The sequence below is a fragment of the Aeromicrobium sp. JJY06 genome (assembly GCF_044069275.1).
GTDB classification, from domain to species: domain Bacteria; phylum Actinomycetota; class Actinomycetes; order Propionibacteriales; family Nocardioidaceae; genus Aeromicrobium; species Aeromicrobium tamlense.
Window position 1 is genome coordinate 15,311 of sequence record NZ_JBIMRD010000002.1, and the last position, 12,275, is coordinate 27,585.

Annotated in this window: 16 protein-coding genes; all 16 read left to right on the forward strand. The window is 71.5% G+C overall.

All coding sequences use genetic code 11. From position 1 onward, the window contains the following. The first annotated feature begins 7 nt into the window (after positions 1–7). The 16 genes from cmk to ACGWYL_RS11615 all read left to right on the forward strand — a co-directional run bounded on the left by cmk (position 8) and on the right by ACGWYL_RS11615 (position 12,265). Positions 8–661: a (d)CMP kinase gene (cmk, locus tag ACGWYL_RS11540; protein WP_179425212.1), complete on the forward strand. Its 654-nt coding sequence runs from the start codon at positions 8–10 to the stop codon at positions 659–661. A gap of 178 nt (positions 662–839) precedes the next feature. Continuing rightward, the gene (gene rpsP / locus ACGWYL_RS11545; RefSeq protein ID WP_179425210.1) at positions 840–1,304 is read left to right on the forward strand and encodes a 30S ribosomal protein S16; all 465 of its coding nucleotides are present in this window, start codon (positions 840–842) and stop codon (positions 1,302–1,304) included. A gap of 14 nt (positions 1,305–1,318) precedes the next feature. After that, the gene (locus ACGWYL_RS11550) at positions 1,319–1,558 is read left to right on the forward strand and encodes an RNA-binding protein (RefSeq protein ID WP_179428187.1); all 240 of its coding nucleotides are present in this window, start codon (positions 1,319–1,321) and stop codon (positions 1,556–1,558) included. Positions 1,559–1,566: 8 nt separating this feature from the next. Further along, positions 1,567–2,082 carry a ribosome maturation factor RimM gene (gene rimM / locus ACGWYL_RS11555; RefSeq protein ID WP_395487252.1) on the forward strand — a complete coding sequence of 172 codons (516 nt, stop codon included), beginning with the start codon at positions 1,567–1,569 and terminating at the stop codon, positions 2,080–2,082. After that, complete coding sequence (gene trmD, locus ACGWYL_RS11560; RefSeq protein ID WP_179425205.1) at positions 2,082–2,771, forward strand: tRNA (guanosine(37)-N1)-methyltransferase TrmD; 690 nt, start codon at positions 2,082–2,084, stop codon at positions 2,769–2,771. Before rimM ends, trmD begins: the two co-directional genes overlap by 1 nt. Positions 2,772–2,888: 117 nt before the next feature. Then, on the forward strand, positions 2,889–4,115 hold the full coding sequence (locus ACGWYL_RS11565) for an ammonium transporter (protein ID WP_179425203.1): 1,227 nt from the start codon (positions 2,889–2,891) through the stop codon (positions 4,113–4,115). A gap of 179 nt (positions 4,116–4,294) precedes the next feature. Next, a complete protein-coding gene (rplS, locus tag ACGWYL_RS11570) occupies positions 4,295–4,645 on the forward strand; it encodes a 50S ribosomal protein L19 (RefSeq protein ID WP_179425201.1) in 351 nt (116 codons plus the stop codon). 73 nt (positions 4,646–4,718) lie between these two features. After that, positions 4,719–5,384 (forward strand): signal peptidase I, encoded by a 666-nt coding sequence (gene lepB / locus ACGWYL_RS11575; RefSeq protein ID WP_395487253.1) that lies wholly within the window; start codon positions 4,719–4,721, stop codon positions 5,382–5,384. A 51-nt stretch (positions 5,385–5,435) separates the two neighbouring features. After that, positions 5,436–6,089: a signal peptidase I gene (lepB, locus tag ACGWYL_RS11580; protein ID WP_179425197.1), complete on the forward strand. Its 654-nt coding sequence runs from the start codon at positions 5,436–5,438 to the stop codon at positions 6,087–6,089. Beyond that, the gene (locus tag ACGWYL_RS11585; protein ID WP_395487254.1) at positions 6,086–6,790 is read left to right on the forward strand and encodes a ribonuclease HII; all 705 of its coding nucleotides are present in this window, start codon (positions 6,086–6,088) and stop codon (positions 6,788–6,790) included. Before lepB (ACGWYL_RS11580) ends, ACGWYL_RS11585 begins: the two co-directional genes overlap by 4 nt. Further along, positions 6,790–7,098 (forward strand): DUF2469 domain-containing protein, encoded by a 309-nt coding sequence (locus tag ACGWYL_RS11590; RefSeq protein WP_179425193.1) that lies wholly within the window; start codon positions 6,790–6,792, stop codon positions 7,096–7,098. The genes ACGWYL_RS11585 and ACGWYL_RS11590 overlap by 1 nt, the downstream gene beginning before the upstream one ends. 7 nt (positions 7,099–7,105) lie before the next feature. After that, positions 7,106–8,467, forward strand: coding sequence for an MFS transporter (locus ACGWYL_RS11595; protein ID WP_395487255.1), 1,362 nt, complete (start codon positions 7,106–7,108; stop codon positions 8,465–8,467). A gap of 75 nt (positions 8,468–8,542) precedes the next feature. Continuing rightward, entirely contained in the window at positions 8,543–8,905 is a 363-nt protein-coding gene (locus ACGWYL_RS11600; protein ID WP_179425189.1) for a YraN family protein, read from the forward strand. After that, positions 8,905–10,479, forward strand: a complete 1,575-nt coding sequence (locus tag ACGWYL_RS11605; RefSeq protein WP_179425187.1) for a YifB family Mg chelatase-like AAA ATPase — start codon at positions 8,905–8,907, stop codon at positions 10,477–10,479. The genes ACGWYL_RS11600 and ACGWYL_RS11605 overlap by 1 nt, the downstream gene beginning before the upstream one ends. After that, positions 10,476–11,594: a DNA-processing protein DprA gene (gene dprA, locus ACGWYL_RS11610; protein ID WP_395487256.1), complete on the forward strand. Its 1,119-nt coding sequence runs from the start codon at positions 10,476–10,478 to the stop codon at positions 11,592–11,594. The genes ACGWYL_RS11605 and dprA overlap by 4 nt, the downstream gene beginning before the upstream one ends. Before the next feature lie 5 nt (positions 11,595–11,599). Beyond that, positions 11,600–12,265 carry an SAM-dependent methyltransferase gene (locus tag ACGWYL_RS11615; protein WP_395487257.1) on the forward strand — a complete coding sequence of 222 codons (666 nt, stop codon included), beginning with the start codon at positions 11,600–11,602 and terminating at the stop codon, positions 12,263–12,265. The last annotated feature ends 10 nt before the right edge of the window (positions 12,266–12,275 follow it).

A 12,275-nucleotide genomic window follows, 5' to 3' on the forward strand; every position in this document is an offset into this window, starting at 1 on the left:
GAGACCAATGACCGACGTCATCGCCATCGACGGACCCTCCGGGTCCGGCAAGTCGAGTACCTCCCGTGGGGTGGCCTCACGGCTGGGCTACGCCTACCTCGACACCGGCGCGATGTACCGCGCGATGACGTGGGCGCTGCTCGAGCGGGGCGTCGACGTGCACGACCCCGCGGCGGTCGCCGCGGCCGCCCGGGAGGTCGTGCTGACCTCGGGCACCGATCCCGAGGCACCCACGATCGCCGCCGACGGCATCGATGTCTCCGAGCCGATCCGCGGCGACGCCGTCACTGCCGCCGTGAGCCCGGTCGCCACCGTCCCGCAGGTCCGCGAGCAGCTCGTGTCGCTGCAGCGCCAGGCGATCGCCGGGGCCACCGGCGGCATCGTGGTGGAGGGACGCGACATCGGCACCGTGGTGGCGCCCGACGCGACCCTGAAGATCTACCTCGTCGCCGACCCGGTCGCCCGCGCGAAGCGCCGTGCGCTCGAGCTCGGTGTGGAGGACGCGGAGGCGATGCGTGAGGCGCTGGCCCGTCGCGACGCTATCGACTCCAACCGCGCCGCGTCCCCGCTGGCGCAGGCCGACGACGCCGTCGTCGTGGACGGCACGGACCTCACGCTGGACGAGGTCATCGACCACATCGTGGGGCTCGCGCGCCGCTGAGTCCAGGGGAGCGAGGCGGATTGGAACGCGGCTGCTCGTTCTGGCAGAATGGGCGCTTGCGTCCGGAATCGGTGCGGCCCTCTCTCCCGCCGAGCCCGGCCCTCGATGAAGACCGGGCCTGCCCCACACGCCGGGTCGCCGTCACCACAGTTCGATTTCACAAGGAGACACCACACTCGTGGCAGTCAAGATTCGCCTCAAGCGGATGGGCAAGATCCGCACGCCGTTCTACCGCATCGTCGTCGCCGACAGCCGCACCAAGCGTGACGGTCGCGTGATCGAGGAGATCGGCACGTACAACCCGAAGACCGATCCGTCGACCATCAACGTCGACTCCGATCGCGCCCAGTACTGGCTCGGCGTCGGCGCGCAGCCGACCGAGGCCGTCGCGGCGATCCTCAAGCTCACCGGCGACATCGGTGGCGAGTCCACGCTCAAGCAGCCCGAGCCGAAGGCCGACAAGGCCGCGCTGTTCGACGCCGCCCTGAAGGACCTGCACGCCGAGCCCAAGAAGTCGGCCACCACCAAGGCCAAGAAGGCCGAGGCGAAGTCCGAGGACGAGCCGAAGGCCGAGGAGACCCCGGCCGAGGAGCCGAAGGCCGAGGAGACCCCGGCCGACGACGCGAAGGCCGACGAGGCCTGATCGTGTCCGCTCCCATGCAGGAGGTCGTCGAGCACCTCGTCGCCGGCATCGTCGACAACCCTGACGAGGTGACGGTCCGCGCGAAGCAGACCCGCCGCGGCGAGCTGTTCGAGGTGCGCGTGAACCCGAGCGACCTCGGCAAGGTCATCGGTCGCCAGGGTCGCACGGCCACGGCGATCCGCACCGTCGCATCGGCCATCGCCGGTGCCGACGGCGCGCGGATCGACTTCGTGGACGTCGACCGGCGCCGCTGAGCTCCAGCATGCGCGTCGTCGTCGGCCGGATCGGCCGTGCCCACGGCATCCGTGGCGACCTCGCCGTCGAGACCAGGACCGACGAGCCCGAACGGCGTTTCGCCGTGGGCTCGTCGGTCCTGTGTCGTGACCGGGAGCTGACGATCACCGTCAGCCGTCCCCACTCGGGCAAGCTGCTCGTGACGTTCGCCGAGGTCCCCGACCGCACAGCGGCCGAGCAGCTGCACGGCGCCCTGCTCGAGGTCGAGATCGACCCCGACGAGGTCCCCGAGGACGACGACGCGTTCTACGACCACCAGCTGATCGGACTGGCGGTGCAGGTCGACGGAGCATCGCGCGGGCGCGTGCTCGACGTGCTCCACCTGCCGGCGCACGACACCCTGCTGGTCGAGGTCGACGGCCGCCGCGTCCAGGTGCCCTTCGTCGAGGCCCTCGTGCCCGAGGTCGACCTCGACGCCGGCACGGTCACGGTCGTCGACCGTCCGGGCCTGCTGAACCCCGAGGAAGCCGACGAGGTGCGCTAGTGCGCATCGACGCCCTCTCGATCTTCCCCGACTACTTCGCGCCGCTCGACCTGTCCCTGCCGGGCAAGGCCCGCCGCGCCGGACTGGTCGACTTCCACGCGCACGACCTGCGCGACTGGGCCCACGACCGTCACCGCACGGTGGACGACACGCCGTACGGCGGTGGCGCCGGCATGGTGATGAAGCCCGAGCCGTGGGGCGAGGCGCTCGACGCCGTCGCCACCGATCGGGCCGTCGTCGTCGTGCCCACGCCGTCGGGCGCGCCCTTCACCCACGCCGAGGCGGTCCGCCTCTCCACGGCCGAGCAGCTGGTGTTCGCGTGCGGGCGCTACGAGGGCATCGACCAACGTGTCCTCGACCACGCCGCCACCCGCTGGGACGTCCGCGAGATCTCCCTGGGCGACTTCGTCGTCAATGGGGGAGAGGTCGCCGCGCTCGCCATCATCGAGGCCGTCGTGCGCCTGCTGCCCGGCTTCATGGGCAACCCCGAGTCGCTCACGGAGGAGTCGCACGCCGACGGCCTCCTCGAGTACCCCGTCTACACCAAGCCCGCCACGTGGCGCGGTCTGGACGTCCCGCCGATCCTGCTGTCGGGGGACCACGGACGCATCGCCGCCTGGCGCAGGGACCAGTCCCGCCTGCGCACCGAGCAGCGTCGTCCCGATTTAACACGCGATCTCGGCGAGTAACACGCTCGTAACGACGCTGGAGGCCCCGCGTAATCGGGCCGCAGCAGGATCGGTGCAGCGCCGCGGCAAGGGAGCTCCGGCCGCTGCTCACGTGTTACCTACTGCAAAGAGGTTGATATGGAACCCGGGACCATCTGGCTGCTGATCTGCGCGGCCCTTGTTCTCTTCATGACGCCCGGACTGGCGTTCTTCTACGGCGGACTCGTCAAGGCCCAGAGCGTCATCTCGATGATGATGCTGAGCTTCGGCGCGATGGGCCTGGTCTTCGTGCTGTGGATCCTCTACGGCTACAACATGGGCTCGGCCGGCTCGGCCGACCTCATCGACGGCTGGCTGGCCAACCCGTTCTCGGACTTCGCCCTGCAGGACCTGGCGACCGGTGACGGTGCGTCCGGCCTGGCCGGCGTCGCGTTCGGTTCGACGTTCGCCGTCATCACGACCGCCCTGATCTCCGGCGCCGTCGCCGACCGTGCGCGCTTCTTCCCCTGGATGCTGTTCGCGGGCCTGTGGGCCACGATCGTCTACTTCCCCTCCCAGGGCTGGGTGTGGGGCTTCGACGACGAGGGCCTGACGGGTTGGATCGGCACCCTCGAGATCGGTGACGCGGTCCCGATCGACTGGGCCGGAGGCACGGTCGTCCACATCAGCGCCGGTGCCGCGGCCTTCGCCCTGGCGCTCGTGCTCGGCAAGCGCACCGTCGGCTTTGCCAAGGAGTCCGCCGAGCCGCACAACGTCCCGCTCGTGCTCATCGGCGCCGCGATCCTGTGGTTCGGCTGGTTCGGCTTCAACACCGGTGCCGCGGTCGACGTCAACACCGCTGCGATCATCTTCCTCAACACGATCGCCGCTCCCGCGGCGGGCGTCCTGGGCTACATCGTCGTCGAGCACTTCAAGGACGGGAAGCCGACCGCCGTCGGCGCCGCCTCGGGCATCGTCGCCGGCCTGGTCGCCATCACCCCGGCCGCGGCCAACCTGACGCCGTTCTGGGCGATCGTCCTCGGCCTGCTGGCCGGCGCGGTCTGCTGCTTCGCGATCGACCTCAAGTACAAGCTCGGCTACGACGACTCGCTCGACGTGGTGGGCCTGCACCTGGTCGCCGGCTTCATCGGCTGCCTGTACCTGGGCTTCTTCGCCACCGACACGGGCCTGTTCACGGGCGGCGACTTCGACCAGCTGATCGCGCAGATCATCCCGTCGGTGTTCGTCGCGGTCTTCTCCTTCGCGGTGGCCTTCGGCCTCGGCAAGGCGATCGACGCCACGATCGGCTTCCGCGTCACCGAGGACGAGGAGGTCGCCGGCCTGGACAACGTCCTGCACGGCGGCGCCGCGTACAAGTTCGACTGAGCACCCTCTGCTGCACCGCGGCGCCCCGTCCCCGATTTCCTCGGGGGCGGGGCGCTGTGGCATCATGGACTGCTGGTGCCGGACGGCTCTGCCATGAGGGAGTCCCCACGGCGCACCACACCCAACTTTTCGGCAACACGACATCCGCAGGTGACTTGTGGCACCGGCGAGGAGAGATCATGACGAACGTCATCGACCAGATCGCAGCGCAGAGCAAGCGCGACGACGTCCCCGACTTCCGCGCGGGCGACACCCTGAAGGTCCACGTCAACATCGTCGAGGGCAACCGCTCGCGTGTGCAGCTGTTCCAGGGCGTCTGCATCAAGGTGCAGGGCTCGGGCATCGGCCGGACCTTCACCGTCCGCAAGGTCAGCTTCGGCGTCGGCGTCGAGCGCACGTTCCCGGTTCACTCGCCCGTGATCGAGAAGATCGAGGTCGCCACCCGTGGTGACGTCCGTCGCGCCAAGCTGTACTACCTGCGCAACCTGCGCGGCAAGGCCGCCAAGATCAAGGAGAAGCGCGAGATCTGATCTCTCCCGCCGCTCGACGACCCCGTTCCCGTGAGGGAGCGGGGTCGTCGCCGTTCCGGGCTACGATCTGCGGGTGACCGAGCAGCCCAGGACGCGACGGCGCCGGCTGCCCCGGTGGCTCGACGCGATCGTGCTGGTCGCCGGCACCCTGGCGCTGGCGCTGCTGGTGCGAACCTTCGCGTTCCAGGTCTTCGTCATCCCGTCGTCGTCGATGGTCCCCACGCTGGCGAAGGACGACCGCATCGCCGTGCAGAAGTGGTCCTACCGCGTGGGCGAGCCGCAGCGTGGTGACGTGGTGGTGTTCCGCGACCCGGGCGACTGGCTCGGGCCCCTCGAGCCGCCTGCCCCGTGGCAGCGCGGGCTGCAGGCCGTGGGGCTGTTCCCGCAGGGCGGGCACCTCGTGAAGCGCGTGGTGGGCGTCGCCGGTGACGAGGTCCGCTGCTGTGACGAGGCCGGGCGCCTGATGGTCAACGGCGAGCCGGTCGACGAGCCCTACCTGGCCGACCCGGCGGCCAACGTCGCGCAGCCGTTCCAGGTCACGGTGCCGCGGGAGAGGCTGTGGGTCCAGGGCGACAACCGGGCCGCGTCGAAGGACTCGCGGGCCCGCCTCGACGAGGCCGGCGGAGGCTTCGTGGACACCGATCTCGTGGTGGGCCGGGTCGGCGCGCGGATCTGGCCGCTCGACCGCATCGGGCGGGTCGCGCCGACCGACGCGTTCGACGACGTTCCGGCCCCGTGACGCGACCGACCGATGCGCGGTTCGCCCGGGACCAGCCGGTAGGCTCATCGAGTGCCTGAGGAGAAACGCCAGCTGCCGCTGTGGCAGGAGTCGATCCTCCTCGTCGCCACCGCCCTCGTCCTGGCTCTGATCGTCAAGACCTTCTTCTTCCAGGCCTTCTACATCCCGTCGGACTCGATGGTCCCGACGATGGTGAAGAACGACAAGCTGCTCGTGCAGAAGTGGTCGTACTGGAGCGGCGGACCCGAGCGGGGCGACATCGTCGTCTTCCGCGACCCGGGCAACTGGCTCGGGGGCGACGTCGACGAGTCCGCCAACGTCGTGCAGCGCGGCCTCGAGGTCGTCGGCCTGTTCCCGTCCGGCGGTCACCTCATCAAGCGCGTCATCGGCGTGGGCGGCGACCGGGTGGTCTGCTGCGACGCCGAGGGACGCACCACGGTCAACGGCGAGCCGATCGACGAGCCCTACCTGGCCGACCAGGACGTCAACGCCGACCAGACCTTCGACGTGAAGGTGCCGAAGGGCTACCTGTGGGTGCAGGGCGACAACCGGGGCAACTCGGCCGACTCGCGCGCGCACCTCGGCGAGCCCGGAGGTGGCTTCATCGCTGACGAGGACGTGGTCGGCAAGGCATGGTTGAGGGTGTGGCCGCTGAACCGCTTCGGGACGATCCCCGGGACCGACGCCTTCGACGAGGTCCCGTGAGCCCCGCGCCGTCGCTGCGCCACGAGCGCCGCCTGCTGCGCGAGGGCCGCACGGCGCTGGCCTGCAGCGACGAGGTCGGCCGCGGCGCCCTCTCCGGACCCGTCACGATCGGCATGGTCGTGGTCACCGAGCAGACCCGCACCGCGCCCCAGGGCGTGCGCGACAGCAAGCTGCTCACCCCGGCAGCCCGCGAGGCGCTGGTGCCGAAGATCCGCCGATGGGCGCCCGTTCACGGCGTCGGTCACGCGACCCCCACCGAGATCGACGAGTACGGGATCATCGCCGCGATGCGGCTGGCCGGTCACCGGGCCCTCGCCCAGCTGGCCGTGCGGCCCGACGCGGTCCTGCTCGACGGCAACCACGACTACCTCAGCATCCCGGAGCAGGCTGCGCTGTTCGGCCCGCCCGGCCTCGCCGACGAGGTCCCGCCGGTCACCACGATGATCAAGGCCGACATGCGGTGCGCCGCGGTCGCGGCCGCCAGCATCCTGGCCAAGACCGCGCGCGACGCGATCATGGTGCAGCTGGCCACCGAGCACCCCGAGTACGGCTGGGAGCTCAACAAGGGCTACTCCGCGCCCGAGCACATCGCTGCGCTGGCGCAGCACGGTCCCACGCTGCACCACCGTCGCTCGTGGTCCCTGCCGGGCTGCGGTCCGGCTCCCGACGTGGCGGTGGCGATGACGGAGGCGGTGGTCTGATGAGCGCTGAGGATCTCGAGCGGTACGAGAACGAGATGGAGCTCTCGCTCTACCGCGAGTACCGCGACGTCGTCGGCATCTTCAAGTACGTCGTCGAGACCGATCGCCGGCTGTACCTGTGCAACGCCGTCGACGTGAAGGTCCGCTCCGAGTCCGGCGACGCCTACTTCGAGGTCACGATGGCCGACGCCTGGGTGTGGGACATCTACCGCCCCGCGCGCTTCGCCAAGCACGTGAAGGTGCTGACCTTCAAGGACGTCAACGTCGAGGAGCTGCAGGACTCCGACGTCAAGCTGCCTCCGGCCTGAGCGACCCATGACGACCGATCCCACCGCGCCTCCCGACGGGGCGCGGACCTTCGCCCACGTCCTGACGAACACGCTGGTCGCCAACGTGACGACGAGCTTCCTGTGGTTCGCGCTGACGTTCTGGGTCTACCTCGAGACGCGCTCGGTGCTCGCCACCGGTGTCGTCGGCGGCGCCTACATGTTGATGCTCGCCCTGTTCGCGATGCTCTTCGGCACGCTCGTCGACCGCCACCGCAAGCGCGACGTCCTGGTGGGCTCGAGCCTGGTCACGATGGCGGCCTTCCTCGCGGCGGGCGTGCTCTACGCCTGGGTCGGTCCCGAGGCGATCGTCGACATGACCGGCCCGTGGTTCTGGCTGTTCTCCGGCATCGTGCTCTTCGGCTCAGTCGTGGAGAGCATGCGCAACATCGCGCTCTCCACCCTGGTGACCCTGCTGATCCCCGCCGACCGGCGCGATCGCGCGAACGGCCTGGTCGGCACGGTGCAGGGGATCGCCTTCATCGTCACGAGCGTCTTCAGCGGTCTGGCGATCGGCCAGCTCGGCATGGGCTGGACGCTGGTGATCGCGAACGTCCTCACGGTGGCCACGGTCGTGCACCTGGCCTTCGTGCGGATCGCCGAGGCGCACCCGTCGACCTCCGGCGAGCCGACGCCGAAGGTCGACGTCCGGGGCGCGCTCGCGGCGATCGCGCTGGTCCCGGGCCTGTTCGCGCTGATCGTCCTCACGACGTTCAACAACCTCGTCTCGGGCGTCTTCATGGCGCTCATGGACCCGTACGGTCTGACCCTGTTCTCGGTGGAGGAGTGGGGCCTGGTCTTCGGCTTCGCCTCGACGGGCTTCATCGCGGGCGGGCTCGTGATCGCGCGCTGGGGACTCGGCTCGAACCCGTTGCGCACGATGCTGTGGGTGCTGGTCGCGATGGGCGTGCTCAACGCCACGTTCACGCTGCGCGAGTGGCCCTGGCTGTGCATCGCCGGCATCTGGCTGTTCCTGCTGATCGTGCCGGCGGTCGAGGCGGCCGAGCAGACCGTGATCCAGCGCGTGGTGCCCTTCACGAGTCAGGGCCGGGTGTTCGGCTTCGCGCAGGCCTTCGAGTCGGCTGCGGCTCCCGTCACGGCCTTCCTGGTCGCGCCGCTCGCCGAGTTCTGGATCATCCCGCTGCTGGAGTCCGAGGAGGGCGCCCGCCAGTGGGAGTGGCTCGTCGGCACGGGTGACGCGCGCGGGATCGCTCTGATCTTCTTCTTCGCGGGGCTGACCATGGTGGCGCTCGCGCTCGCCGCGTTCGGCACGCGCTCGTACCGGCTGCTCTCCGAGCGCTACCTGGAGGAGGCGGCGGCCGACGCGGCCGACGCCCGTCCACAGGCCTGACGGACCCCGCCGGGCTCGTCCACAGGCCCCGCGCGGGGCCTTCTCCGAGGCGTGCCGGACCGGAAGGCTCGGCGCATGACCTACGCACGGAACCAGGCGCTCGGCGCCTACGGCGAGCGCGTCGCCGCCGACCACCTGCGCCGCCTGGGCATGGTGATCCTCGCCCGGAACTGGACCTGCCAGCACGGCGAGATCGACATCGTGGCGCGCGACGGCGACACGCTCGTGGTGTGCGAGGTCAAGACGCGCACCACGGCCAGTCACGGCACGCCGCTCGAGTCGGTCTCCGACCGCAAGATCACGATGCTGCGGCGGTCCCTCTCGCGCTGGCTCGACGTGCACGAGGTCAGCCCCGACGGCGTCCGCATCGACGTGGTCACGGTGTGGGTCCCGCGCAGCGGCGGACCACGCGTCGAGCGGATCGCTGGGGTGGCGTGATGGCGGCCGTCCACTCGATCGCCCTCGACGGACTCGCCGGCCGTCCCGTCGAGGTGGAGGTCGACATCGCGTCCGGCCTGTCGGCCACGGTCGTCGTGGGCCTGGCCGACGCCACCGTGAGCGAGGCGCGCAACCGCGTGCGCTCCGCCGTGGTGAACTCCGGCACCTCATGGCCCGACACCAGGGTGACGATCAACCTCGCTCCGTCCAGCCTGCCCAAGAGTGGACCGCACTACGACCTCGCGATGGGGCTCGGGGTGTTCGCCGCGAAGGCCGTCGTCCCGCCCGAGACGCTCGCCGGAACGGTCTTCCTCGGCGAGCTCGCACTCGACGGGCGGCTGCGGCCCGTCCGTGGTGTCCTTCCGGCCACGCTCGCGGCCGCCGACGCCGGTTTCGAGAAGGTGGTCGTCCCGGAGTCGAACGTCAACGAGGCACGACTCGTCCCCTCGATCACGGTCGTCGGCGTGCGCTCCCTGCGACAGGTCGTGGCGATGCTGCGCGGCGACGAGGAGCCCGAGGACCCGCCCGTCCCACCCCTGAGCGAGGCCGGCGACGGCTGGAGCGGCGTCGCGCCGACCGGCGAGCTCGACCTCACCGATGTCGTCGGGCAGGACGACGCCTGCCTGGCCACGGTGATCGCCGCCAGCGGTGGTCATCACCTGCTGCTCACCGGGCCGCCCGGGGTCGGCAAGACGATGCTCGCGCAGCGGCTCCCGGCGCTGCTGCCCGACCTCGACCCGAACGACTCCCTCGAGGTCAGCGCGCTCCACTCGCTCGCAGGCGTCCTGCCGTCGGACCTGCCCATGCTGGTGCGACCGCCATTCCTCGAGCCGCACCACACGGCGAGCGCGGCGGCCGTGGTCGGTGGCGGCAGCCGGGTCGTCCGGCCGGGCGCCATGTCGCTGGCCCACCACGGGGTCCTCTTCCTGGACGAGGCGCCCGAGTTCGCCAGCAACGTCCTCGAGGCGCTGCGGCAGCCGCTCGAGAGCGGTCAGGTGGTGGTGTCGCGTGCGGCGCAGACGGCGGTCTTCCCGGCACGATTCCAGCTCGTGCTCGCCACCAACCCGTGCCCGTGCGGCCATGCCGGCTCGGTCATGCAGCGGTGCGAGTGCCCGGCCGCGACGCGACGCCGGTACGCCGACCGCCTGTCCGGGCCGATCCGGGACCGCATCGACATCCACCGCACGCTCGTCGAGCCCACGCGGCGCGACCTCGTCTCGGGCCTGGTGACCCGCCCCACGACCGCCGAGCTCGCCGGCCGGGTCGCCGAGGCCCGCCTCCGGCAGCGGACGCGACTCGCCGGCACGCCATGGCGCGTCAACGCGGCGGTCCCCGGCGTCGAGCTGCGCAAGGCCTGGCCCGCCGCGACCGACGCGACACGCCTGCTCGAGCAGCAGGTGCGGGGGCACAAGGTGACGCCCCGGTCGGCCGATCGGGTCCTGCGGCTCGCCTGGAGCATCGCCGACCTGTGCGAGCACTCTCAGCCGACGATCGAGGACGTCCAGGCGGCGCTCGACCTGCGGCGCGGGAGTGCCATCGGCGGCGAGCTCCTCGGACTGCTGGAGGCGGCATGACGAGGAGCCAGTCCCGCACCCGACTGATGCTGTCGCTCGTGGCGGAATCGGGTGACCCGCGGCTCGTCGCCTGGCGGGAGCGCTGCGACCCGGTCGAGCTGTGGCATGCGGTCGTCCGTGGCGCCCCGGAGATCCCCGATCGCTGGCACGCCGGCGCTGCGGACGCCGCCAGTCGCGTGGACGGGGTGCTGCGGCGCGCCGACGAGGTCGGCGCCCGCTGGGTGGTCCCGGGCTCGCCCGCGTGGCCGGTCGCGCTCGACGACCTCGACCAGGTCGACGGCATCGGGCAGGTCACCGGTGCGCCACTGGGGCTGTGGGTGCGCGGCGGGGGAGACCTGACCTCGATCGCCGCGGCTCCGGTGGCGGTGGTGGGGGCTCGCGGCTCCACCACCTACGGCGCGGAGGTCGCCAGCGACATCGCGGCCGACTGCGCCGACCAGGGGCACGCCGTCGTGAGCGGAGCCGCGTTCGGCATCGACGCCTGCGCCCACCGCGGGGCGCTGCTCGGCGGCGGGCCGACGGTGGCCGTGATGGCGTGCGGCGTGGACGTCGAGTACCCGCGCACGCACGCGGCCCTCCTGCGCCGCATCGCCGAGGAGGGGCTCGTCGTCAGCGAGTTCCCACCCGGCGCCGAGCCGCAGCGCCACCGCTTCCTCGTGCGGAACCGGATCATCGCGGCGCTCAGCGTGGGCGTGGTGGTCGTCGAGGCCGCACGACGCAGCGGCTCGCTCAACACCCTGCACTGGGCCGACCTCCTCGGCCGGACGACGATGGTCGTCCCCGGGCCGATCACGTCGCAGGCCTCGTGCGGCACCCATCTCGCGGTGCGCGACGGCAAGGCGCTGCTCGTGACGTCGGGGCACGACGTCCTCGCGGACACCTTCGGGATCGTCGACGCCGATCTGCCCGCGATCGGTCCGGGGGCGCGGAGGGTGTGGCTCCGGCTCGGTGCCGAGCCCCAGCCCGTCGAGCAGCTGGCTCGGGCGCTGCGCCTCGGCACCGTCGCGGTCCTGCGGGCCCTGCGCGAGCTCGAGCGCCACGACGTGGTGGCACGGGACGAGCGCGGATGGCGACGCGAGACGAGGGTGACGAACCGTGAGGGAGGGGTAGGTTGAACGGCGTGAACGACTCCCACGCGATGGATCCCGCCCGAGCCGACGAGGTCTTCGCCCACTGGGAGGAGAAGTACGGGTCGAGCGAGGGCGTCTGGTCCGGTCACGTCAACGCGGCCCTGGCCCACGTGGTCGCCGATCTGCCCGCGGGCACGGCGCTCGACCTCGGCGCGGGGGAGGGCGGCGACGCCCTCTGGCTCGCCGAGCGGGGCTGGGAGGTCACCGGCATCGACATCTCGCCCACGGCGCTCTCGCGAGCCGAGAGGGCGGCCGAACGGGCCGGCCTGAGCGAGCGGGTCACCTGGGTGGCTGCCGACCTCGAAACCTGGTCCTGCACCCGAGAGTTCGATCTCGTCACGGCCTCGTTCCTGCAGTCGGCCGTGGCGCTCGACCGCGGCCGGATCCTGCGGGCCGGGGCCGACCGGGTCGCGGTCGGCGGCCACCTGCTCGTGGTCGCGCACGCCGAGGCGCCGCCGTGGGCTCACGACGGCGACCATGACCACCACGCGCGGATGCACTTCCCGACGCCCGAGGACGACCTGAAGGTGCTCGACCTGCCGGCCGACGAGTGGACCACGGTCGTCGCCGACGTCCGGGAGCGCACGGCGTTCGCCCCCAGCGGCGAGGAGGTCGTGCTGCGCGACGGCGTGCTGCTGCTCCGACGCAGCGCCTGACGCGCTCGAC

Excerpts from the sequence above, each read along its gene's own strand:
- cmk (WP_179425212.1), top strand. The coding sequence starts at position 8 with ATGACCGACGTCATCGCCATCGACGGACCCTCCGGGTCCGGCAAGTCG.
- ACGWYL_RS11550 (WP_179428187.1), top strand. The coding sequence starts at position 1,319 with ATGCAGGAGGTCGTCGAGCACCTCGTCGCCGGCATCGTCGACAACCCT.
- rimM (WP_395487252.1), top strand. The coding sequence starts at position 1,567 with ATGCGCGTCGTCGTCGGCCGGATCGGCCGTGCCCACGGCATCCGTGGC.
- ACGWYL_RS11565 (WP_179425203.1), top strand. The coding sequence starts at position 2,889 with ATGGAACCCGGGACCATCTGGCTGCTGATCTGCGCGGCCCTTGTTCTC.
- rplS (WP_179425201.1), top strand. The coding sequence starts at position 4,295 with ATGACGAACGTCATCGACCAGATCGCAGCGCAGAGCAAGCGCGACGAC.
- ACGWYL_RS11590 (WP_179425193.1), top strand. The coding sequence starts at position 6,790 with ATGAGCGCTGAGGATCTCGAGCGGTACGAGAACGAGATGGAGCTCTCG.
- ACGWYL_RS11595 (WP_395487255.1), top strand. The coding sequence starts at position 7,106 with ATGACGACCGATCCCACCGCGCCTCCCGACGGGGCGCGGACCTTCGCC.
- ACGWYL_RS11600 (WP_179425189.1), top strand. The coding sequence starts at position 8,543 with ATGACCTACGCACGGAACCAGGCGCTCGGCGCCTACGGCGAGCGCGTC.
- ACGWYL_RS11605 (WP_179425187.1), top strand. The coding sequence starts at position 8,905 with ATGGCGGCCGTCCACTCGATCGCCCTCGACGGACTCGCCGGCCGTCCC.
- dprA (WP_395487256.1), top strand. The coding sequence starts at position 10,476 with ATGACGAGGAGCCAGTCCCGCACCCGACTGATGCTGTCGCTCGTGGCG.